The 25,994-nt window shown below is 44.8% G+C and carries 10 protein-coding genes; 6 read left to right on the top strand and 4 right to left on the bottom strand.

Annotation, left to right across the window (positions count from 1 at the left end; genetic code table 11):
* The first annotated feature begins 96 nt into the window (after window positions 1-96).
* The 4 genes from CJD36_RS15740 (at window position 97) to CJD36_RS15725 (ending at window position 8,757) form a co-directional block, all read left to right on the top strand.
* The gene (locus CJD36_RS15740; RefSeq protein WP_105040156.1) at window positions 97-2,538 is read left to right on the top strand and encodes a TonB-dependent receptor; all 2,442 of its coding nucleotides are present in this window, start codon (window positions 97-99) and stop codon (window positions 2,536-2,538) included.
* 35 nt (window positions 2,539-2,573) lie between these two features.
* Entirely contained in the window at window positions 2,574-2,969 is a 396-nt protein-coding gene (locus CJD36_RS15735; protein ID WP_133162662.1) for a hypothetical protein, read from the top strand.
* A gap of 306 nt (window positions 2,970-3,275) precedes the next feature.
* A complete protein-coding gene (locus CJD36_RS15730; RefSeq protein WP_105040154.1) occupies window positions 3,276-7,619 on the top strand; it encodes a CusA/CzcA family heavy metal efflux RND transporter in 4,344 nt (1,447 codons plus the stop codon).
* A gap of 10 nt (window positions 7,620-7,629) precedes the next feature.
* Window positions 7,630-8,757: an efflux RND transporter periplasmic adaptor subunit gene (locus CJD36_RS15725; protein WP_105040153.1), complete on the top strand. Its 1,128-nt coding sequence runs from the start codon at window positions 7,630-7,632 to the stop codon at window positions 8,755-8,757.
* 71 nt (window positions 8,758-8,828) lie between these two features.
* Here the strand turns inward: CJD36_RS15725 and CJD36_RS15720 are convergent, their stop codons facing one another.
* From CJD36_RS15720 to CJD36_RS15710, 3 genes are all read right to left on the bottom strand, one after another.
* On the bottom strand, window positions 8,829-11,435 hold the full coding sequence (locus tag CJD36_RS15720; protein ID WP_161499337.1) for a M1 family metallopeptidase: 2,607 nt from the start codon (window positions 11,433-11,435) through the stop codon (window positions 8,829-8,831).
* 128 nt (window positions 11,436-11,563) lie between these two features.
* Complete coding sequence (locus tag CJD36_RS15715; RefSeq protein WP_105040151.1) at window positions 11,564-11,923, bottom strand: cupin domain-containing protein; 360 nt, start codon at window positions 11,921-11,923, stop codon at window positions 11,564-11,566.
* 31 nt (window positions 11,924-11,954) lie between these two features.
* Complete coding sequence (locus CJD36_RS15710; RefSeq protein ID WP_105040150.1) at window positions 11,955-13,073, bottom strand: RsmB/NOP family class I SAM-dependent RNA methyltransferase; 1,119 nt, start codon at window positions 13,071-13,073, stop codon at window positions 11,955-11,957.
* Window positions 13,074-13,718: 645 nt separating this feature from the next.
* On the opposite strand from CJD36_RS15710, the gene CJD36_RS15705 reads away from it, so the two are divergent.
* Window positions 13,719-24,212, top strand: a complete 10,494-nt coding sequence (locus tag CJD36_RS15705; protein WP_105040149.1) for a T9SS type A sorting domain-containing protein — start codon at window positions 13,719-13,721, stop codon at window positions 24,210-24,212.
* Between the two features lie 128 nt (window positions 24,213-24,340).
* Window positions 24,341-25,549, top strand: a complete 1,209-nt coding sequence (locus CJD36_RS15700) for a DUF2252 domain-containing protein (protein WP_105040148.1) — start codon at window positions 24,341-24,343, stop codon at window positions 25,547-25,549.
* Here CJD36_RS15700 and CJD36_RS15695 read toward each other — a convergent pair.
* Window positions 25,536-25,979: a hypothetical protein gene (locus CJD36_RS15695; RefSeq protein ID WP_133162661.1), complete on the bottom strand. Its 444-nt coding sequence runs from the start codon at window positions 25,977-25,979 to the stop codon at window positions 25,536-25,538. The two genes, CJD36_RS15700 and CJD36_RS15695, sit on opposite strands and share 14 nt — an antisense overlap.
* Window positions 25,980-25,994: the final 15 nt, after the last annotated feature.

The following is a 25,994-nucleotide window of genomic DNA, read 5'->3' as shown; positions in this document are numbered from 1 at the left end:
GGAAATTAGCTTATATAATGCAGGTATTAACTTTTTGCAGAAAAAAAATCATTCCGCATTAAATCTGTTTATATTTTTGCACAAATAAATAAACAAATGGCGATAAACAGAGTATTACTCCTAACCATTATTCTATTGATCTCTACCGCATGTTTTGGCCAGACCGGCAAGATAAGCGGAGTTGTGAAAGATAAGAAAACTGAAGTAGTCATCTCCGACGCTACCATAGTTCTGGAAGGCACCACGCTCGGTGCTGTATCAGACAGTAACGGGCGATTTTCAATAAAAGACATACCCACCAGCTCTTACAATATAAAGGCATCGATAATAGGTTATGACCCAACAATTTTATACAACATTGTTATATCATCGGGCAATGAGCAGGTACTGCTAATAGAGATGGACAATAGCAGCAATACCTCTTTAAAGGAAATAGTTGTTCGCCGCAACCCATTTGCAAAAAATGCGGAGACACCCCTATCGCTGCAAAACCTATCGGCACAGGAAATAAAAAGTAACCCTGGCGGTAATTTCGACGTATCGCGCGTGATACAGGCCTTTCCTGGAGTGGGTGGCACATCTGGCTCTGTAGGCGGATACAGAAATGACCTGATCATAAGGGGCGGCGCACCAAATGAGAACGTATATTACCTCGATGGCATAGAAGTACCTGTTATCAATCACTTTGCTACTCAGGGATCTGCAGGCGGACCAACCGGCATCATCAATATATCATTCATTCAGGATGTAAACCTTTATACCAGCGCCTTTCCCGCAAAGTATGACAATCCGCTATCGGGTGTATTACAACTGAAAATGAAGGATGCCAACCCAGATAAAGTGCAACACAATGTAAGACTAAGTGCCACAGAACTTGCCTATTCCGCAGATGGTCCGATCAACGACAAAATATCCTTCCAGGCATCTGCAAGACGATCTTACCTTCAATTCCTGTTTCAGGCGCTACAGATACCCATACAACCCTCTTACTGGGATTTTCAGTACAAAGTCAACTACAAGATCAGCAAGAAGTTGTCATTCTATACTTTAGCTATCGGCGCAATAGATAAATTCAGCTTTCTGACTCCCAACAACCTGACCCCGGAGAATGTATACATTCTCCATTCAAACCCTTTGATCAAACAATGGAGCTATACAAATGGTTATGGCTTGAAGAAACTAATAGACAAGGGCTACTTTAACCTCACCTTTAGCCGCAATATGCTGAACAACCAGCTCGACAAATACCTGGACAACCAAAACCCTGTTGAAGCAGACCGCACACTGAGAATACACTCTACAGAAGGGGAGACCAAGCTAAGATTTGAAGTAAATAAATTCTATAGCAGGTGGAGTTATAGCTATGGCGCAATGGTACAGAATGACGATTATAAAAATGAGCTTTACCTGAAATACAGAAATGCTGTTACAGACAGTGTTGGCAACTTAGTGCAGCCAGCTGTCATTATCCGCGGCAACACCAGCGTTAATTTCTTTAAGTACGGCCTGTTCGGGCAGATTGCGGCGAACTTTTTCAAGTCAAAACTGAACATATCTCTTGGTCTGCGCACTGATGGAAATACCTTTATGACAGACGGCAACAACATTACCAAACAAATGTCGCCAAGGCTATCCGCATCATACACCATCACCGATCAACTGAAATTCAATGCATCTGTTGGCCGATACTACAAAATACCAACCTACACCATACTTGGCTATACCGACAGCACCGGTAAGTACATAAATAAAACAGCAGACTACATAAGCAGTAACCATTACGTGGCAGGACTGGAGCTGTTACCAAAGTGGCAGGGCGCAAGACTTACACTTGAAGGATTTTACAAACAATATGGCAACTACCCTATTTCAAGACTCGACGGAATATCGCTTGCCAATAAGGGCGGAGACTTTAACGTACTGGGCAACGAACCGATAAGCTCTACCGGCAAAGGACGCAGCTATGGATTGGAGTTTCAGTTTCAACAGAAGTTGACAAAGAACTTTTTTGTGATTCTATCTTATACTTTATATAAGAGTGAGTTCACCAACAGCGATAATAAATATATAGCTGCATCGTGGGATAACGGCAACCTGCTTTCATTTATTGGCGGCTACAAGTTCAAACACAACATAGAACTGGGTGTGAAATTCCGCTACCAGGGTGGTGCACCCTACTCCCCTTTTGACATCGCTGCATCGCAGGCCAACTACAGCACCCTAGGAACGGGAGTAATAGACTATGGTCAATTTAATACACTAAGGCTAAAGGCATTTAACTCTATGGATATAAGGTTGGACAAAAAATGGAACCGCAAGAAATGGAGTTTCGACCTGTATATGGACATAACCAATGCATATGCAAGCAAACAACCTGCGTCGCCAACCTTCACATTCAAACGTACAGAAGACAATAAAGACTTCCTTACCACCGATGGCAAACCACTGAAGGCAGACGGCAGCAATGGCATACCACTGCTACTGGATAACGCCAGTGCTGTAGTTATACCCACATTAGGATTTATAATAGAGTTTTAATTTTGTTTGTCATTAATTGATTTACTTTTGTGGTGTTGCATCGCATCATTGCCATATCGTGCCTGATAGTTTATCTATTCACAACAACTGAACTGCACCAGTTGTTAAAACTACCTGTGCTGTTACATCACTATCAGGAACATAAACAAATAGATAGCGATATCACCTTCTGGCAGTTTATGAGCATGCACTACTCACAGCCCGATGACCATGATGCAGATCATGACCAGGATATGAAGCTGCCATTCAAAACAGACGATGGCTGTATGTCTTTTATTACGGCCATTTATGTAGCCCCTGTAGTTGCTTCGATACCCGAAGAAACTATTAAAGCGATTTATTTTTCAGAAAAGAAAGAACATTTTCACAAGCAGGAATGCCTGCAATCATCCTTCCTTGCCAGTATTTGGCAACCTCCCCGCAGTTGCTGATCAAGCTGACACTAAAGTTGGTGGTACCCACACAAACCTATGCATGTTTTGCATGAGTTGAGGTGAGAGGTAACTACCTTTTGCAGACAATCATTAGGTACATTCTTTTAAAATGATCTAAGGGAGACTGCATCTATTTTAGTGTCAGAAATTTATCCCATTAAACTTAACGGCTATCTTACCCTCACTTCCGGGTGTCCCTAAATCTTAGGCATCATGTCTGGTTTGAATGTATTTTCGTTAACGATGGCCGGGGCTCATAATCCCGCAACACAATCAATTCAATATACCTAACAATAGAATATTATGCTTAACGCAATAATAGGGTTTGCCATAAAAAACAAACTTATAATAGGACTATTTATCGTAGCCCTTATAGGATATGGCACATATGAACTTACCCGGCTGCCCATAGATGCAGTGCCGGACATTACCAATAACCAGGTGCAGGTAATTACCATCGCCCCATCTTTCGGCGCAACTGATATAGAGCGGCTGGTTACCTTTCCTATAGAGCAGGTGAACAACAATATAGCAGGGCTGAAAGAAATACGAAGTTTCTCGAGGTTCGGATTATCGCTGGTAACTATAGTATTTGACGACGAAACCGATATATACTGGGCACGCCAGCAAGTAGCCGAGCGGCTACAAGAAGTTCAATCTGATATTCCAGCTGACATTGGCAAACCGGAACTAGGGCCTGTGACGACAGGACTGGGAGAAATATACCAATACGTAGTGCGCCCCAAAGCCGGCTACGAAAACAAATACACGGCAACAGAACTACGCACCATACAAGACTGGATAGTGCGCAGACAACTACTGGGTGTAAAGGGAGTAGCAGAGGTAAGCAGTTTTGGTGGCAATCTCAAGCAATATTCAATTGAGGTGAATCCGGGGAAATTACTGTCGCACAGCATCACGGTAAACGAGGTGTTCAAAGCACTGGAAAGTAACAATCAGAATACAGGCGGCGCATATATTGAAAAAGGCCCCTCAGTTCTATATATACGCAGCGAAGGACTTGTGGGCAGCATTGAGGATATTAATAACATTGTAGTGAAGAGCCTGGCCGACGGCACTCCCCTGTTCATTAGAGATGTAGCCGATGTAAAAATAGGAGCAGCTACACGCTACGGAGCTATGTGCTATAATGACAAAGGCGAAGTAGCCGGTGCAGTGGTGATGATGGTAAAAGGCGGTAATAGCAGCGAGGTAATTAAAACCGTGAAAGACCGCATGGCCCAGATACAGAAGACACTACCCGAAGGCGTGGTAGTAGAGCCATTTCTGGACCGAAGCAAAATGGTGAACAACGCTATAGGCACCGTAGAGAAGAACCTGGAGGAAGGAGCCTTGATAGTAGTATTTGTGCTGGTACTCTTCCTTGGCAATTTCAGGGCAGGGTTATTAGTTGCGTCAGTAATTCCTCTGGCTATGTTGTTTGCGGTCATAATGATGAACCTGTTTGGCGTAAGCGGTAACCTGATGAGTCTCGGTGCACTTGATTTCGGGCTGATTGTGGATGGCGCTGTGATCATTGTGGAGGCAGTCATGCATCAACTGACCCATAACAGAGGCCATAAAGGTGCTGCAAACATATCGCAACAAGAAATGGACCTGGCAGTAGGTAGATCGGCCGGGAAGATGATGAATAGTGCGGTATTTGGCCAGATCATCATTCTTATAGTATACCTACCCATATTTACATTGCAAGGGATAGAAGGGAAGATGTTCAAACCAATGGCGCAGACGGTAGCTTTTGCTTTGGTGGGTGCTTTTCTGCTATCACTCACCTACGTACCTATGATGAGCGCGTTGTTCCTGAGTAAAAAAGCAAAGCACAAACCCAATTTCTCAGATAAATTGATGAGCAAACTGGAACACTACTACCAGGCAGCTTTAAGAAAAGTAGTTGACTTCCCTAAAGCAATTCTGGCTTCTGTACTGGTACTTTTTGCAACTGCGATATTTGTACTTACTACTCTTGGGGGTGAATTCATACCGGCACTGGAAGAGGGCGACTTTGCCGTAGAAACAAGAGTGCTTACGGGCAGCGGCATTAACACTACTATGGCCAGCACACAGCAAGCCGCTCATATACTATTGACCCGGTTTCCGGAGGTAGAAAAGGTAGTGACCAAAATAGGTAGCGGTGAGGTCCCCACCGACCCTATGCCTATGGACGCAAGTGACATGATCATTGTACTGAAAGACAAAAAACAATGGACTTCGGCAAAAACATTTAATGAACTATCTGAAAAAATGGGTGCAGCTATGGCAGAAGTTCCGGGTATCACTACTGGCTTTCAGTTTCCGGTGCAGATGCGTTTTAATGAACTAATGACGGGTGCCAGGCAGGATGTGGTATGCAAGATCTTTGGCGAAAATATGGACACCCTCGCGCTATATGCTCAACGACTGGGAGGCATAATAAATACGGTTGAGGGTAGCAAGAACCTTTATGTGGAAGCCGTGGCAGGTATGCCACAGATCATCATTACCTATAAACGAAATGCAATTGCTCAATACGGGTTGAACATATCTGACATTAACCGTGTGGTCAACACCGCATTTGCAGGACAAAAAGCAGGAATGGTATTTGAAGGTGAGAGGCGATTTGATCTTGTTGTGCGGCTGGCAGGGGCTACTACAAAAGAGTTGACAGATGTGCAGAATCTGCTCATCCCTACCCCCAACGGCACACAGATACCATTGTACCAATTGGCAGATGTAGCCATAAAAGATGGCCCAAACCAGATACAGAGGGAGGATGCCAAACGCAGAATAGTAGCCGGATTCAACGTAAAGGGCCGTGATGTGCAAAGCATAGTTACCGAGCTGCAACAAAAAGTAAACAAACAACTACACCTACCTACAGGCTACTACCTCACTTATGGTGGCGCTTTTGAGAATCTGAATGCAGCAAAGCAAAGATTATTGGTGGCTGTCCCTGTATCGCTGATACTCATATTCCTTCTATTGTTCTTCGCGTTCAAATCCATAAGACAAGGATTGCTTATCTACGCTGCTATTCCCTTATCAGCTATTGGCGGTATCTTATTCCTGGCGCTAAGAGGTATGCCATTCAGCATAAGTGCAGGCGTTGGTTTTATAGCACTCTTTGGTGTAGCCGTGCTTAATGGTATAGTGCTGATAGCAGAATTTAATCAATTAAAAGAAGAAGGCATGACCGATCTGAAACAAATAGTGCTCAAAGGAACAAAAGTAAGATTGAGGCCTGTGCTGATGACAGCATTCGTAGCCTCACTTGGCTTCCTGCCTATGGCATTGAGCAATGGCGCCGGCGCAGAAGTGCAGCGTCCTTTAGCTACGGTAGTAATAGGTGGGCTCATGATAGCCACATTCCTTACTCTTTTTGTATTGCCTATACTATATATTCTTGTCGAAAAAAGATCAATGCATGTGAATAGTAAATTGACAGGCGCAGCAATTGTGCTGCTGCTATTTACTTGCTCCAATACCGGCAACGCGCAGACAAGTATCTCTCTACAAGCTGCTATAGATACTGCCATTCATAATAATCTAAAACTCAAAAATGAACACCTCAAGGCCGAATACCTGCATGCACTTACGGGCAGTGGTATAAATATCCCACAGGCAACTTTGTTTGGAGAAACCGGCCAGATAAACAGCGCCTACCGCGACAATAAATTCGGTATCACACAGTCCATCAATTTTCCATCGGTATACACCACACAGCGTAGATTTCTAAAGGACGAATGGGCTCGTGGACAACTGGCTGCAACAATGCAAGAGTTACTATTGAAAAAGCTGGTGTCTCAATCGTACTACGGCATACTGTACTTACAAAAGAAAGAAGCATTGCTACAACAAACCGACACGCTGTATGCAGAGTTTCTACGCAAGGCTACACTGAGACTGAATACAGGTGAAACGAATATACTGGAGCAGGTAACTGCAGAGACGCAGAGAGGACAAATAGCTATGCAACTGCAGCAGGTAGAGAATGACCTGAAGATACAATTGCTGAGATTCAGGCTATTACTGAACACCGCCAGGGATCTTACGCCCGAACCAGCAAACAGAACATCATTTGTGGTTTCTGAGACAACGAGTATTGACCAACACCCCGCCATGCGACTACTGGAACAGGACACCAAAATTGCAGGATCAGCTATAGCCGCAGAAAAAGCACGCATACTGCCCGACCTGTCTTTTACCTATAACAACACAACTATAAAAGGTGTTGGTGCCGATGAAAGAATGTATGATGGACTTACTCGTTTTTCATCCTTCCAGGTTGGCTTGGGTATACCCCTGTTCCCAACAGCACAACTGGCAAAAATAAGAAGCGCGCGGTTACAAAAAACTATAGCAACCAACAGCTACAAGGCCGGGGCGCAACAACTGCATGAAGAACAAACAGCCGCACTGGCAAGGTACAAGCAATACCAGGCTACTGTACAGTACTATGAAACACAGGCGCTACCTAATGCAGACAAGATAACTCGCACTGCCAACCAACAGCTGGCTGCAGGTAGTATCAACTACCTGGAATGGGTGCAGCTCGTCAACTATGCGACCACTGTAAAAAGCGACCATATTGAAGCGGTAATCAAACTCGATGATGCCATAATTGAATTGCAGTATTTCACTAACAACTAACATCCGGACAATGAAAAACATAATCATACTAATTACTGCACTGATGATAGCATCGTGCGGTACCGACAAGAAAAAAGAAGCAAAGAAAGTTGAAGAAGTAGCCGGAAACATTGCCTCATTTACCGATGCACAGAAAAAGAATGCGGGCATTGTTACAGGCAACATGGAGCGCCGCACCGTCTCTGCTACATTGCAGCTGAATGGAAAGATAGATGTGCCTCCGCAGAACATACTATCAGTGAGTGTACCCCTTGGTGGCTACCTTAAAAGTACGCACCTGCTTCCGGGTATGCACATCAATAAAGGAGAGACAATTGCCATAGTAGAAGACCAGCAGTACATCCAATTACAGCAAGACTATCTTACTGCAAAAGCCCGACTGGTATTTATAGAAAACGAGTACCGCCGCCAGAAAGAACTGAACCTGAGTAAAGCAAGCAGTGACAAAGTATATCAGCAGGCTGAAGCAGACCTTAAGACCCAGAAGGTCATGATATCGGCACTTTCTGAAAGACTAAAACTTGTGGGTATCAACCCCGACAGACTAAACGAAAACAATATATCGCGGACTGTAAATATCTACTCCCCTATCAGTGGCTATGTATCGAAAGTAAATGTGAACATAGGCAAGTATGTATCGCCTACCGAAGTACTGTTTGAGCTGATCAACCCTACCGATATTCACCTGGCACTGAAAGTGTTTGAAAAAGACCTGGATAAGTTGTTTGTTGGCCAAAAGGTAGTTGCATTCACCAATAACGAAACGGGCAAAAAATACGATTGCGAGATCATCCTCATTTCACGAGATCTGTCGGCCGACCGTACTGCAGATATACATTGCCATTTTGAAGAGTACGACAAAAAGTTGCTGCCCGGCATGTATATGAATGCAGAGATACCGGTATCAAATGCCGCCGCGTGGGCATTGCCGGAAGCAGCAATTGTAAGATTTGAGAACAAACAATATGCTTTCATTCAAAAAAATGAACACCAGTTTGAGATAACCGAAGTGACCACGGGAAACTCAGAAAAAGGGTTTGTGGAAATACTGAATGCTGAACGTTTTGCCGGCAAAGTATTTGTGACCACCAATGCCTATGCGTTGCTCATGTCTCTAAAGAATAAGTCTGAAGAATAATTTAAAAGTAGTTACCACAAACAATAAACCCTCCACAGTCGGAGGGTTTATTGTTTGACTATCACTTTAGTCTATTCCTTTTCAAAGGTTTCCTTCATCATTTTCTTGTAGTCATCAAGTTGCTCGGCATCATCTTCGGCAGCTATAACTTTTTCTATTGCTGCTTTTACAATAGCCAATCTTTTAGTAGCGCTAGCTGCTTCTTCCGGCTTGTCTGACTTAATATTTTCTTTTTGTTCTGCAGCTACCTGGAAGAAGAAACCACCCAATGAACCACGATAGCTCTTCATACTTTCCAATACGATCACATCAGTAAAAGAATTAGTGATGCGAATGAAAGATTCATCAGATTTTACATGTTTCAGATAACTGCTCATACCCCTTGCCAATGCAAACTTCTTTGTGCCCTGTACGTAAGGCGCTTGTGCTTCAAAATAGGCAGCATCTTCTTCCTTTCCGTTCTTGCCGACTATATTCCATATAACACTTTGCAAAGAAGCGCGGGGTTGTGTAAGTGAAAGCTTTTTAGCCATCATGTATGCTGTATCAGCATCAATTTCCGCAAGGGCTTCCAATGCGCTACCTGCCACTGCGTATGAACTGTCGTAAAGAGCATCCATCATGATGCCTTTCGCGGTAGTAACCTTCCAGCTACCCAGCACGTCAATGGCGTCAGAACGAACTAATTTGTCGTTATCGCTCTTAGCCATCTCTACTATCTTAGGTGTCCATCTGCGGCGGTATTTATCACTCTGTGCCTTTTCCATTTGCGATAACGTAAATCGGCGAAGCGTTCCGTTGGCATCACTTAATGCAAACGTCAGCAGCTCCTGCGCGCTACTGTCAGACATTGACTTACCGGCCCCGCCTATGGCCAGGCGGCGGCTCACATAATCATCTGCAGTTCTGTACTGAATAAGCCACGGCGCTGATCTCTTATTCTCCTTTATCTCACCGGGCAGTACGTGCTGACAATCGGGGATGATAACAGGTTTAACACCATTCTTATAGGCGAAAATAAACGTGTCTTTGCGCTTATTAATGTTCCAGTCTATAACCGTCTTCTGATCACCATAGATAACCGCCGTCTTCAATGGCAGTGTATAGTCCATCATACTATCCGACTGTGCCTGGTTAACGATCACGGTTAGCTTATTAGCAGAATCATCATAATTATAGTTCACCTTCAACAGAGGGTGACCGGCATGAAAATAAAACTGGTTGAAGAACCAGTTCCAGTCCTGTCCTGTCGCTTCCTCTACTGCCATACGCCAGCTATGTGCTTCACCTGTACCTAATGCATTTTTGGTAAGGTATATTTTCATCGACCTATTAAATGCATCATCACCTATTAACGTATTAAGGTAATGGAGTATTGCCCCACCCTTGTTGTAGGAGATAGCATCAAACACTTCTTCACGACTATCATAATTGAACCTCACCAACTGAGGATCCTTTAACGACGAGGAATAAACATATCCCATCAGGTCATTCCAGGCCAGTTCATCACCGGCATCCTTACCATACTTGTGCCTGCGCCATAACTGCTCGCCATAGTTGGCGAAAGATTCATTAACTGTCACGTTAGTCCATGATTCGGCTGTTACATAGTCGCCAAACCATTGGTGGAAGAGCTCATGAGATACAACGTCTTCAGAATTCTTATCAGCTATTTCACGTGTGGTCTGGTTCATAAAATCGCCAAACAAAGATGCCGTAGTATTCTCCATCGCACCGGAAACATAATCACGTACCACCACCTGGCTATATTTATTCCATGGGTAGGACACACCTGTTATTTGTGAATAATAGTCCATCATCTCGCCTGTGTTATTGAACATCTGACGGGCATAAGGGGCAAACTCAGGTTCCACATAATAGTTAACTTCTTTGTCTTTCCACTTGTCCTTTATTATGCTAAACTTACCAATGGCAAACATTACAGCATATGCCTGTATGCGCATATCCTGTTTCCAGATATCGGTGCGCATGCCGTTAGTGCCCTTTACCTGTTTAATGAGTGCACCGTTACTAAGGGTGGTCATTGTATCGGGCACTGTCAGTTCTATCTGCGACGTGAATTTCGTATTAGGTTTATCAAGGGTGATCATCCAATGAGAATTGGACTCTGTTTCTCCCTGCGTCCATATTTGCGATGGCTTATGCGGGATCTTTCCGTCTGTATTGATAAAGTACAAGCCTTTATCATCAACTATAGCTGCGCTACCGCCCGATTGTTTGGCATAGGGCATAGCCTTATACTTCAGGTACAAAGTCACACTATCAGCAGAGATATAAAATCTATCGAAGTGCACGGATAGCCTATCATCATTATAGCTATACTGCAAGCGCTTGTTGCCTGTCTTGGTCACCAACTCTACGCTATCTATCTGCATGCCCTTTGCATCCAGCACTATACTGTCTGACGCATAAAAATAGGGGTGCAGACTTATCCACTCTTTTACATCAGCCGTCTTCTCCTTCCAGTTAAAGGAAAGAGCCACCCGTGTATTGTTTATCTCCCACAGCTTTGGAGCTGAGGGTTGATAAGGCGGCTTACCAGCTTTGGCTGTGATCTCCAGTGTATCCAGCATCACTCTTTGAACGGTATCGGCATTCGCAGATCTACGATGCCTGCGTTGCGCGTGCGACAGGTCTGCACACAGTAAAAATGACAATATTAAAAAACAGTATTTCATCGAACTTTAAGGGATCTATTAACCCGCAGCAAATGTAGCAGGAATATTAAAGATATTATATCACCCAGTTGGCGGGAGAGCAGGAATGCTTTCCCAGAAAAATCAGCTCAGATCCGGTTCAGTGTATCTCTGGTCAATTCGCCCCTTACATCTCCGGTATTTATTGTCGATGCAGGTTCAAACAGCATAACACTTACTTCATTTTTAGCCACAGGCTTATGCTCTACCCCTCTGGGCACAATTATCAATTCACCCTCATTAATGATTACGGTCTTATCTCTGAACTCCATCTGTAAAACGCCGGCAATTACCAGGAACAGCTCATCTTCTTCATCGTGCTTATGCCACACAAATTCACCTTTCAGTTTCACCAGCTTTACATGCTGGCCATTCAACTCACCAATTATCCTGGGATTCCAGTGATCTGAAAAAAGGGCTAGCTTTTCATCGATGCTTATCTTATCCATATACTGATACTTTATAGCATTGCTTAGAACATTATACTTTCTGCAATACAGCCACAAACATGCTATCGGCCTTACTTTCAACCCCGTTTATCAACTTTGATTCTATCAATTGTAATCCGGTATTAGTTGTCACACGACCAACCACATTTTCGTTTTCCGCTTCAAATACCGAGCAGGTTATATATAAAAGTCTTCCACCTGGCTTTAGGTATTGAGCAACATTTGTAGCAATTCCCTCCTGTAGGTCCGTAAACCTCTTTAAGGATAAAGGATCAAAGAAATAAGCCTGCTCAGGTGTTCTTGCCCATGTACCGGATCCGCTGCATGGGGCATCACAGATAATATTGTCAAACAATTTACCCTTTAGTGTTTTTTCCAGTTTTTCTTTATCGGTTACATCTGTAACATAGGCCGAAGGGGCTGTGTGCCCATAATTACGAATACGCTCCTGTAGATTATGCAATATTGACTGCCTGATGTCGGTAACCGTAAGTTGAACCGTAGGCTCCAGGTCTTTCAGCAACAGTGATTTTCCACCTGCCCCGGAGCAGCAATCGTACCAACGCTCATGTTTTTCTGGCTGAAACCATTTCGCAGTTTGCTGAGATGAGGCATCCTGTACCACATAAGCTATGGGTGGTAGCAGGGCATCTATCTTAGCTCCGTTGGGCAAAGACATAATGTCTTCCGCTATAAACTGATATGGGATATTTTGCGCCTCCAGCAATTTCACGATCTGTGTCTTTTGCTTGCGTATTCTTATAAATAACGATGGTTGTACCAATAGTGATGACAGCCACGCATCTTTGCTAATTCCTTCAGAAAAAGGTATTTCGAATGGAAACAGTCTGCTATTTTCAAGCACTACATGGTCAACGGCCCCTTCGCTGCTGAGTAACCTGCCTACTATCGACATATTACCACACCTCCTCAAACACCCTTGCATCTTCCCCTCAAAATCCGATACTTCGTATCCCTCAATTCCTTTTTCACACCTATACCAGCAATACGCCATTTCGCTAAGGATACGCCTATCGCGACTACCTAGTTGCGGAAAACCTTTGCAATAATTTTTAAGAAAGTGAGCCAGTGGCAGGCTGCCGTCATAAGTATCAATTATAGTGCGAATGTGCTGCCATATATAATGCATGGGGCCGAAATTAGGATAAATGTGTGAAGTGGGTGGAAATTACAAAATGGCTGCTCATTTCACCTTGCAGACTACCTTTTAAATTAAATGGCATTAGATATCTGCATGGACCAAGCGCTGTTTTTTACAGCTTTATTACGTCTAACAAAACCATCATAATATTAAACATTAGTTCCGCCAAAACTAACTTATTATATTTTATCAATTCTGTTTTTATTTACATGTTTTACCAAAATATACATATTTAAAATATAATTACTTTAAAAAAAAAGCTACTTATAAATTAATACACTACTAATCGACTACTAAAATATTAATTATAAATGCAAATTTTGGAAAACAAATTTACAAACTGAACATGCGAATAAGACCGTTAATCTATCATTAACAAGTGTGTGCAAGGAAGCTATTACTATCAATGTACATACACTGTATCTTTGCCGCGCCCAATAAAAAATTTGAGCAAACTACTTCACAACTACTAAACGACTGTAAAATACGCAAAAACAGCGCAGCTAAAACGCACGAAAAAGGGTGTTATCCCAAAAAATTCATGCATTTACAGATGCGTTTATTTACAATTTAATAATATACACAAATTGTAATTTGCATATACTTTTGCTTAGTAACCCAAAAATTAAGTTAATGAGGACTTTTTTACTTTCGCTTTTATCTGTATTGTCATTTTCCAGTGCTTTTGCTGTCAGAGTTTACTCACCACTTGCAACTGGAAGCTCCACTACTACTACATCCTCAGTGTATTGTGCAGGAGCAACTGCAAGCCCAATTGTTTTTACCTATAACACATGTGTGCAAGGAGCATCAGGAGCGCAATCTGGCGTCTCACTAACGGTATCCTGGTTCAAAAACACTACAAATAGTATTGTAGGGGGAACTTCAGTAACTACGACGGCTGCAACGTCAGCATTTCCGGCTACAGGTACTTTTTCATTTACGCCTCCAACTACTGCGCCGGTCGCATCAGCCGATACTTTCTATTATTATTGTAAGTTAACATGGACAGGTTCAGGTAGCTGTAATACTTCAGGTAGCCTTACCAGCCCTACGGCAGTACGAATAATCGTCAATGCCCTACCAACTATAACTGCTACTCCTGGTTCTGCAGCAATATGCCGGGGAACCTCAACAACTTTATCGGCTGCGGGTGGTAATACTTATTCATGGAATCCTGCAACTAATATTAGCGCATCAACAGGAACACCGGTAACATTTACAGGTACTGCTACGGCAACATACACCGTAACGGGGACTAACACCGTGACAGGCTGCGCATCCACAGCGTCAGTCACTGTAACTGTTAATCCAATTCCTACCGTTACCGCTACCCCATCAGCAGCAAGCATTTGCCGTGGATCAACTACAACCTTAACCGGTGCAGGTGCTACTACCTATAGCTGGAACCCGGCAACAGACCTGAGCAATGCCGCAATTGCCAATCCAATATTCAGCGGAACAAACACTGCAACTTATACTGTAACCGGCACATCACTGGGATGTAGTTCTACTGCATCGGTAACAGTAACGGTCAATCCATTACCAACAATTACAGCTACGGCCGGTTCAGCATCTATATGCATAGGATCAAACACCACCTTATCAGCTACAGGTGGAAACACATATTCATGGAATCCGGCATCTAACATAAGTGCAGCAACAGGAACACCGGTAACATTTACCGGAACTGCTACTGCAACATACACAGTAACGGGCACTAACACTGTAACAGGTTGTGCGTCTACTGCTTCAGTAACCGTAACGGTAAATCCAATACCTACAGTTACAGCTACTCCATCGGCAGCTAGTATTTGCCGTGGAGCAACAACTACAATAACAGCAGCTGGAGCCACTACTTACAGCTGGAATCCGGCAACTAACCTCAGCAATGCCGCAATAGCCAATCCAATATTCAGCGGTACAAACACCGCTACTTATACAGTAACAGAAACATCGTTGGGATGTAGTTCCACTGCATCTGTAACAGTAACGGTCAATGCACTGCCAACGGTTACGGCTACAGCAGGTTCAGCATCTATATGTAACGGCTCAAATACAACATTATCGGCAACAGGCGGAAATACATATTCATGGAACCCTGCATCAAATCTGAGTGCTGCAACTGGTACTCCGGTAACATTTACCGGAACTGCAACGGCTACATATACCGTAACTGGCACTAACACTGTAACAGGTTGTGCGTCTACTGCTTCAGTAACCGTAACGGTAAATCCAATACCTACAGTTACCGCTACTCCATCTGCAGCTAGTATTTGCCGCGGAGCAACAACTACAATAACAGCTGCAGGAGCGACTACTTATAGCTGGAATCCGGCAACTAACCTCAGCAATGCCGCAATAGCCAACCCAATATTCAGCGGAACAAACACTGCTACTTATACAGTAACCGGTACATCCCTGGGATGTAGTTCTACCGCAACGGTAACATTAACAGTAAATGCATTGCCAACTATTACTGCCACTCCCGGCTCCGCAACTATATGCCGCGGAACTTCAACAACTTTATCAGCCACAGGCGGTAATACTTATTCATGGAATCCGGCAACTAACATAAGCGCGGCAACAGGTACACCGGTAACATTTACCGGAACTGCTACTGCAACATACACCGCAACGGGCACTAACACTGTAACAGGTTGTACATCTACTGCTTCAGTCACTATAACAGTAAATCCAATACCTACAGTTACAGCTACTCCATCGGCAGCTAGTATTTGCCGTGGAGCAACAACAACAATAACTGCAGCAGGAGCTACTACTTATAGCTGGAACCCGGCAACTGACCTCAGTAATGCTGCTATAGCTAACCCAATATTCAGCGGAACTAACACTGCTACTTATACGGTAACAGGAACATCTTTGGGATGTAGTTCCACAGCATCAGTAACAGTAACGGTCAATGCACTGCCAACAATTGCAGCTTCTTCAGGATCCGCGGCAATATGCCGTGGCGCAACCACTACATTATCGGCAACGGGAGGCAATACCTATTCATGGAACCCCGCTACAAGTTTAAGCTCGGCAACCGGTTCACCGGTAACATTCAGCGGAACTGCTACAGCGACATATACGGCAACTGGCACCAACACAGTAACAGGATGTACGTCAACTGCATCTGTGACCGTTACTGTAAATGCATTACCTACTGTTACAGCAACACCGGGCTCAGCAAGCATATGCAGGGGAACTAGCACTACATTATCAGCTGCGGGAGCCAACACTTATTCATGGAATCCGGCAACTAATCTTAGTGCAACCACCGGCACTCCGGTTACTTTTACCGGAACGAATACTGCTACTTATACAGTTACCGGCACCAATACAGTTACCGGTTGTACTTCAACAGCTTCTACTACAATCACTGTTAATGCCGTACCAACAGTAACAGCAACTGCCGGTTCTTCTACCGTTTGCCGCGGCACAGCCACAACTATAACTGCGGCTGGTGGTACAACTTACAGCTGGACACCATCAACAGGTCTTACCGCAACAACCGGAGCTACGGTTACATTTAACGGAACCACTACCACTACTTATTCTGTAACAGGTACAACAAGTGGATGCAGCAGCAATGCAACCCAAACAATAACTGTCAATGCAATTCCTACGCTAACAGCAACACCGGGATCAGCCGCAATATGTAGCGGTACATCTACAACCATTGCCGCAACTGGTGCAACTACTTATGTATGGACACCCACCACAGGCATTAGCTCCAGCACTGCCGCAACGGTTACCTTTACAGGAACAAATACAACTACCTACTCAGTAACAGGAACTAACACAGGTTGTAGCGCTACAACTACAGCTACAGTTACAGTAAATCCTATTCCAACCGTTACTGCAACATCAGGATCGGCAGCGGTGTGTATAGGTAATACAACTACTTTATCAGCATCGGGCGGAACAACGTATAGCTGGACACCCGGAACCGGCCTCAGCGCAACAACAGGTACACCAATAACTTTCAGTGGTACAACCACTACTACATATACAGTAACAGGAACTAGCCTGGGCTGCAGCAGCACTGCTACCCGCGCTATTACGGTAAATCCACTCCCTACCATAGCAGTAGGTACTACTGCTACTCTGGCCTGCTCGGGTGTAACTACAACGCTAACTGCCAGCGGAGGTAATACTTATACATGGTTGCCCAATACGGCATTGAGTGCCACTACCGGTGCTGTAATAAGAGCAACGCCAACTGTTAACACTACATACACAGCCACAGGTACAAACACTGTAACAGGTTGTTCTTCAACAGGCACCCGTCTAATAACAGTACCACGTACTTCAGTAAGTGCCGCATCAGCAGCAATTTGCATCGGTTCATCTACCACTATTACTGCTACTAACACAGGCACCAGTGCCACCTATAGATGGTCGCCTGCCACCAGCTTGAGTGCCACCACCGGGGCTGCAGTTGTAACCACTACAACAGTAACAAGAACATATACCGTAACAGGGGTAAGTGGTACGTGTACCACTACTGCAACACAAGCAATAACCGTAAACGCATTACCTACGCCTACGGTTACTGTAGGCTCTGCTAGTGTATGTCCGGGAAGTTCCACAACAATGACTGCCACAGGGGCTGTCACCTATACCTGGCTGCCCACGGCAGGGTTAAGCTCCAGTACCGGAGCAACTATAACAGCTACACCTACAACTACTACCACTTACACAGTAACAGGAACAAATGCTAATGGCTGTGTGGGTACAAGAACCCAAACGATCACAATTAATGGCGTGCCTACTGTTACCGCCACATCTGGTGTATCTACAATGTGTAATGGTGTATCCACAACGTTGAGCGCAACAGGCGGTACTACTTATTCCTGGTTACCAACAACCGGGCTGAGTGCCTCCACGGGAACACCGGTTACTTGCTCGGCTACAGTTACCACTACATATACAGTTACAGGTAGAAATGCCGCAGGATGCTCGGCCACAGCAACAAGACTGATCACCATCAATCCTAAACCAACGATAACAACATCTGGTGCTACCACATTATGCCGCGGCTTATCTACAACGATAACCGCCGCCGGCGGATCAACCTATACCTGGACACCGGCTACCGGATTGAGCGCAACTACAGGCGCAACTGTAACCACAAGCACAACCGTAACTACTACGTATACTGTAACGGGAGTTAACACCCTTACTTGCACCAATACTGCAACCAAGGTTATAACAGTAAACGGCACACCAACCATCACCGCGGGCGGTGCTGCTAATATTTGTAATGGTTCATCGGCAACCCTTACCGCATCAGGTGCCAATACATATGTATGGACACCCACAACGTTCCTTACAACAACTACCGGCACGCCGGTAACATGCACCCCTACAGTTACTACTACTTACACAATTGCCGGAACCAACACCGTAACTGGCTGCGTAGGTACTGCAACGAGAGCGGTGACTGTACCGGTAACTCTGGTAAGCCCTTCAACAGCTGCTGTTTGTATTGGCACCAGCACCACCTTGACCGGATCGGGCGCAGCTACTTACAAGTGGGCACCGACTACACAGTTAAGTGCTACAACAGGTGCTGTGGTAGTAACAACCAGCACCGTCACCAGAACATATACTGTAACCGGTATTAGCGCGGTAGGTAGCTGTACTACATCTGCTACAGTACAATACACGGTAAATCCGCTGCCTACAATAACTACCACGGTAGTCGGCACACCAACTGTTTGTGCAAGCTCTTCAGTAACGATCAACGCAGGAGGTGGCGTTTCATACAGCTGGACACCGTCTACTTTCCTTAACGTCACAACAGGTGGTACTGTCATATCCACCCCTACAGTTTCCACTACCTACACTGTCACGGGGTCAAGTAGTTCGGGTTGTCTTAATAATGCCACCCGTACTATTACCGTCAATCCACGGCCGGTGCTAACCGTTACCCCAACAACCATTGCTATTTGCAACGGCTCATCATCTACAATGACGGCAGCAGGTGCTAATACTTACGTATGGACTCCGGCAACAGGCTTGAGTGCAACTACAGGTGCTACCGTGACCGCATCACCTACAACAACTACAACCTATACAGTAACAGGAACAAACACAGTAACAGGATGTACGAATACCGCTACAAAGGTGATAACAGTAAATCCTAAACCTACCATTGCCATAGCGCCTGCAACAGTTACATTATGTAGTGGTGCATCTTCTACCCTTTCAGCTAGCGGTGGCAATACCTATTCGTGGACTCCTGCAACTTCTCTAACAGCAACAACAGGAGCAACAGTCACCGCATCACCAACAACAACTGTTACCTATACTGTAACAGGTACTAATACAGTAACAGGATGTGCCAATACAGCATCGAGACTGGTAACGGTAAACCCATTACCGGTAATGACCGTAACACCTACCACTGCAACAATCTGCCGGGGGGCATCAACTACCCTGGGTGTTTCGGGAGCTAACACCTATGTATGGACACCAGCCACTGGCCTTAGTGCTACTACAGGTGCTTCTGTTGTTACATCTGCCACCGCCACTACTACTTACTCGATCACCGGTACAAGTGCGGCGGGCTGTAGCGCAATCACAACAAAGACAGTTACTGTAAATGCACTTCCTGTTTTGACCATGACACCAACCACTGCTACTATTTGTAACGGTAGTTCAACAACACTGGCTGTATCTGGAGCCAATACATATGTATGGTCTCCGGCAACAGGGCTGGCAAATAGCACATCGGCTTCAGTTAGCTGCAATAGCAATACAACAAGAACATACACAGTAACAGGTACCTCAACGGTAACTACCTGCGCCAATACAGGCACGGTAACTGTAACTGTTAATAATGTGGCGGTAAGTGCATCTTCTCCAAGTATCTGTGTTGGCGCTACAACTACGCTGAATGCATCTGGAGCCACTACCTATAGCTGGAATCCCGCAACAAATCTGTCTTCAAGCACAAGTGCCACACCGTTATTTACCGGTACAGTTACCAGAACATATACGGTAACAGGTACATCCGCGGGACCTTGCGTCACAACGGCTACCGTCACCGTTACAGTCAATAACCTACCTACTGTAACCGCGTCAGCCAGTCCTACTTCTGTATGTAGCGGCAGCAATACTACCCTTACCGGCGGTGGTGCTAACACCTACGTATGGACTCCGGCAACAAATCTATCCGCATCAACAGGATCGGTTGTTATAGCCACTCCTACTAACATTACCAGTCTGGCAGTTACCAACACAGTTACCGTTACAGGTACAAACACCGTAACCGGTTGCTCGGCCAATGCGATAGCAACATTCACCGTAAACCCGGCTCCCGTTGTAACAACAACAGTGGGTAGTGCCAATATCTGTAATGGTTCCACCACTACTATGTCGGCATCAGTGCCGGGTGGCACGGCATATACATGGTCACCGGCGGCAGGCTTAAGCGCAACTACAGGTGCTAATGTAACTTGCAGTGCCACTGTAACCACAACTTACACTATAACCGGTACCGGTACGGGTGGTTGTACTGGCACAACCACAAGAACTATTACCGTAAGTAACATAGCTGTTTTAGCTGCCAACCCAAATCTTTGTACAGGATCAGGAACCGCTATTAATGCAAGCGGCGGAAGCTCGTATACTTGGGCACCATCATCAGGACTAAACACTACGACAGGAGCCACGGTAATAGCATCTCCTACTACTACAACTACATACACCATCACGGGTATTAGTGGCGGTAGCTGCGTAAGTAATATCACACAGCTGATAACAGTCAACCCAATACCTACCATCAGTGCATCTGCCGGCAGCACAAGTATTTGCAACGGATTCTCTACTACCCTTTCTGCTACAGGCGGGTCAACATACAGCTGGCTGCCGGTTACGGGCTTAAGTGCATCTACGGGCACACCTGTTACCTGCTCACCATCCATTACCACAACATATACTGTTACCGGAACAAGTGCCGCAGGATGTAGCAGTACTTCAACTCGTACTATAACAGTAAACAACCTGCCAACTATTACAGCGGGCGGTGGAACTACAACTATCTGTAACGGCTTTGCAACAACCCTTAGTGCAGGCGGTGGTAGTACTTATGTTTGGAGTCCGGCAACTGGCCTCAGCGCAAGTACAGGTTCATTGGTAACATGCACTGCTTCCGCTACTACCACTTATACAGTAACAGGAACTAACGGATCAGGATGTAGCGATATCGCCATCCGGACCATCATAGTAAATCCTATCCCTACTATTACTGCAACACCGGGAATTGGCACTATGTGCTCAGGTGAGTCAACAACAATAGATGCAACCGGCGGAAATACATACAGCTGGATTCCGGCAACCGGGTTGAGTGCAACAACAGGAACTACTGTTACTGCCTCTCCTACAACAACAACCACTTATACTGTTACCGGATTAAGTGTGGCAGGATGCAGTAGTATCGCTACACAGTTGATCACAATCAATCCGCTTCCGGCTGTAACTCTAACCCCGGGTAGCTCATCACTCTGCATTGGCGCAAGCACCTCGCTTACTTCAGCCGGAGCAGATACATATAGCTGGTTGCCTTCTGCTGACCTTGATGAAAGTACAGGAGCAAATGTTATTAGTTCTTCTACGGTAACAACAACTTATACAGCAACAGGTATAGATATTAACGGTTGTATAAACACGGCAACGCAGACAGTTACTATTCATCCTCTCCCGGTTCCTACTTATTCGGTAGATCCCGGCCCTGCTATCTGTACGGGTACAAACGTTACCTACACCACTCAGGCAGGCCAGTCATCCTACATATGGTCTGTGCCCGGCACCGCAGGTATTGACTACACTATCATATCAGGGGGTATAGGCAGTACAGATAATACTGTAACTATGCGCTGGTTGACTAATGGTAGCAAAACGGTTACTGTTAACTATAGCAATAGCTTTGGTTGCACCGGTTTGGCCGATGCGTCTACAACAGCAATAGTAAGTTCTATAGCATCTGTTGCAGCAATAACCGGAGCAACAACTTTACCACTCGATGTTACTTATGCCTTTACAGACGCAACTCCGGCAGGTGTATGGACCAGCAGCGATACTTCTGTTATGACCGTTGATGTATCAGGAAATGTGCATACAAAAACAACCGGCAGTGCTAACATTTACTATACAGTTACCAATAGCTGCGGAACTGCTAATACATTTATTACAGTAACAGTAGCTGTAAGGCAATGGATAGGTGGCGCTACCGGTCAGGAAACAGACTGGACAGAACCTACTAACTGGTTAGGTAGTGTTATGCCGGATGCTACGCACGACTTGACCATACCTGCATCAGCTACCTACTTCCCTATTGTATTGGATTCCACATCTGATAAGGTGCGTAACCTTATCGTTGAGCCGGGTGCATTAATAACCGTCAATCCGGGAGCCTGGTTAGATGTAAAGGGAACCTTATCTCTTAACGGTACTATAGATGGAGAAGGAAAGATAGTTCTGGACAGTACTATTGCGCAACATGTAAGTGGTACCGGCATGATCAATACTTTAGAGATCAATAATAGCAATGGGGCAACTATCGATACCGGCTCACAGATTGTTGTCAGAACGGCACTGAAATTAACAGCAGGATCACTGACAACGCACGATAGCCTTACCTTGTATTCAGATTACCTCTATTCTGCAAGAATTGCTGAAATGGCAGCGGGTACACATATTGTCGGAAAAGTAAACGTACAGCAATATATACAGGGCGGCTACAGAAGATACAGATTCTGGAGCCATCCATTCAATGCGTCTATGTCGCTCAGTCAGGTAGAAAAGTATATTGACATTACAGGCCAGGGGGGATCAGCAAACGGATTTACTTCTACCTCGTCAAATGCGCCATCTTGCTTCAGATTAGATCCTTATACCAGTAACTCTGCGCTCGGCTACGATCCGGGATGGAAACCTTATACCGATATAAGAATAACAGCTGCAGATAGCAATACATTGAAAAGGTATCAGGGTATACGTATCTTTGTAAGAGGCTCCAAAGGACAAGGCCTTGGCTTTGGCACATACACACCTAATGATGTCACCATAGTCACTACAGGTACGCTTAATGAAGGAAGACAAAAAGTAACATTGCAAAAAGGCAGTAGCGCCAATCAGGATTACAACATGATCGGTAACCCATACGCCTCACCGGTAGACATTGGTACGGTATTGTCTAATGCGGCTACTTCTGGCAACATAACAGGAACAGCGTTCTTCGTTTGGAACCAATCTCTGGGAGCCGCAGGTGCATTCCAGCCGATCACGATCAACACCGTTACACCCGACCCTTATTACCTGCAGGCCAATGCCGCCTTCCAGGTAAGAGCAGCGCACAATGGCGATAGCCTTGTATTCAATGAAAGCAATAAGGGTGCAGACATGACTACATACCTGTTCAAAACAGGAACTCGCTACACAACATTAAATGTGTATGATGAAAAGTATCACATGTGGGATGCCCTTTCGCTCAACTTCTGCGATGATGCTACTGACGGCGATGACAACTCTTTCGATGCAGTAAAACCGTCTGGTGCTGAATTTAACTTCTATAGTCTTTCTGCTGACAACAAGAAAATGGCAATAGACGGACGACCTTACAAAATGGGTAGTACTATACCATTGGGTATTAGCAGTCCGTATATGCAGAATTTCATTGTAAGAGCCGACAATGTTGCTTTGCCTTCTGGCAATAAGTTATTCCTTCACGACAGGTTGTTGGAAACATACACCGAGATAACTCCGGGTATGGAATACAAATTCACCATCACTAAGGATGCCAATACACAGGGCAATAAAAGGCTGGAGCTGACCACAGATGCACCGCAGGCAATTACGCAGGATGACTTCCTGAGAGTAGACCTGCTGCCAAACCCGGCTACAGATCAGGTAAAGGTCAACTTCTCAATGAATAAGAAGGATGCGGTAAATTTAAAGGTGATGAATATGACGGGCACCGTTGTCTATTCAGAAAAAGTACAACAGAGGTCAGGAACCATCAATGTATCGCTCAGCAACTTTGCATCGGGCATATACTTGATAGAAGTATCATCGGGCAACAACAAGGTAACCCGCCGCCTGATAAAAGAATAAATAGCAATGCAATTTATGAAACGACAATGCCCCTGGTTTTCCGGGGGCATTGTCGTTTCACCCTCATTGGCATGATTTTAAAAGTCAGGTAGTTAGTTGTTAAAAACCACACTCTAAACAACAGCCACATGTCATCCGTATCACAAAGAATAAAAAAATACAACACTGGTCTATTGCCCGAAATGGTAGACCTGAAGTACAAATTCATGGCCGAAAATATCTTCCGGTTTTACCGCGGCACCTGCCACCTTTTTTATGAAGACCTGAGTAAGCACAAAAATTTCTCTCAGGCGCCTTTATCATGGATATGTGGCGATCTGCACCTCGAAAATTTTGGCAGCTTTAAAGCAGACAACAGGTTAGTACACTTCGATCTCAATGATTTTGATGAGGCCATCCTGGCACCTGCATCGTGGGAGATCCTGAGATTAGTTACCAGCATTCTTATTGCTTTCGACCATCTCGAGATTGATAAGATAAAAGCGCATAAAATGGCACAGTTGTTTCTCAAAACATATGCCGCCACCCTTAGTAAAGGAAAGGCCTATTATATCGAAACCAAGACTGCTAAAGGAATAGTTGCCACATTCTTAAAAAAGGCAGGTAAGAAAAAGAAGCGGGCGCTTCTCGACAAGCGAACCAATATCAGACAAAATCAACTGACCATAATGATGGAAGATCCCCGTCATTTTGAGATCGACTTCGGGCTGAAGCAACGGCTTACGGATCACATAACAGAATGGATCAGCAACAGCAGCGATGGCCCTTACAATTATCATGTCTGCGATGTGGCTTTCAGGCTGGCTGGCACAGGCAGCGTTGGACTGAAGCGGTATGCTTTTCTGCTAAAGGGCAAGCGCGATCCCAATAAATTCCTTTTGGTAGAAATGAAGCAGGCACGGCCATCGTCACTTGCGCCCTATGTAAAAGTGCCACAACCGGAATGGATGTCTGAAGCGGAAAGGATCGTCTCTATTCAACAACGCATGCAAAATATACCACCCGCCCTGCTTAGTCACACTATGTTCGACAACGAACCCTTTCTCATACAGGAAATGCAGCCTGTTAAAGACAGCATCAACTTCAACCTCATCCGCGACAGATATCGCGATATGTACAAGGTCATTGATGATATGGCCATGCTTACAGCTTCTGCACAGCTCCGTTGCTCAGGCAGACAAGGATCTGCCATTGCAGATGATCTGATAGCATTCGGACAAAACTGCGAATGGCGGGACCATGCGATCAATTATGCTATCAAATATGCCGAGAAAGTGAAGACTTATTACGCAACCTATATGGCTGAGTTCGATAATGGTTTCTTCAAAGTTGAGTAGTGGCTGAATGATCTGCTCCTACAATATTTTCAATGGTATTTATTGACTCCGCCACACTTTTATCAAAAAGCGTTATCACTCCTATGTGAATAGCCAACAGAGGCAGACTAAGGATTACTAACACTCCTAGCCCCTCGGGAAAGAACCGCAATGCCAGAATTACAGGCGACAACCAAAGTACCGTCATCAAATGATTTGGGCGAACAGTGATATCAATTGTTGTTCCGCCCTTTCCGGCGCTTACCTTACCAATGAACGCACTGCCCATTCCCTTTCGATAGACGCTATTAATCTTGAACCCCAAGGGGGTAATTCTTCCGGCAAACGATTGGGTATAGTAACTCGCCAGGAACATATTCAGGTAATTGATTTGTTCGACATTTTCAGTCATTTTTTGATATACATCCCCTACAGACAGCGATGTTGTCATGCGGAATTTTCTGTA

The sequence above is a fragment of the Flavipsychrobacter stenotrophus genome (assembly GCF_002954265.1).
GTDB lineage: Bacteria > Bacteroidota > Bacteroidia > Chitinophagales > Chitinophagaceae > Flavipsychrobacter > Flavipsychrobacter stenotrophus.
Note: the sequence above shows the minus strand (reverse complement) of the source record. Positions and strands in the feature narration are given on the sequence as shown.

Bases quoted from the DNA above. Each gene is read 5' to 3' on its own strand.
- CJD36_RS15730 (WP_105040154.1), top strand. From the start codon at position 3,276: ATGCTTAACGCAATAATAGGGTTTGCCATAAAAAACAAACTTATAATA.
- CJD36_RS15700 (WP_105040148.1), top strand. From the start codon at position 24,341: ATGTCATCCGTATCACAAAGAATAAAAAAATACAACACTGGTCTATTG.
- CJD36_RS15725 (WP_105040153.1), top strand. From the start codon at position 7,630: ATGAAAAACATAATCATACTAATTACTGCACTGATGATAGCATCGTGC.
- CJD36_RS15695 (WP_133162661.1), bottom strand. From the start codon at position 25,979: ATGACAACATCGCTGTCTGTAGGGGATGTATATCAAAAAATGACTGAA.
- CJD36_RS15710 (WP_105040150.1), bottom strand. From the start codon at position 13,073: ATGCATTATATATGGCAGCACATTCGCACTATAATTGATACTTATGAC.
- CJD36_RS15705 (WP_105040149.1), top strand. From the start codon at position 13,719: ATGAGGACTTTTTTACTTTCGCTTTTATCTGTATTGTCATTTTCCAGT.
- CJD36_RS15740 (WP_105040156.1), top strand. From the start codon at position 97: ATGGCGATAAACAGAGTATTACTCCTAACCATTATTCTATTGATCTCT.
- CJD36_RS15715 (WP_105040151.1), bottom strand. From the start codon at position 11,923: ATGGATAAGATAAGCATCGATGAAAAGCTAGCCCTTTTTTCAGATCAC.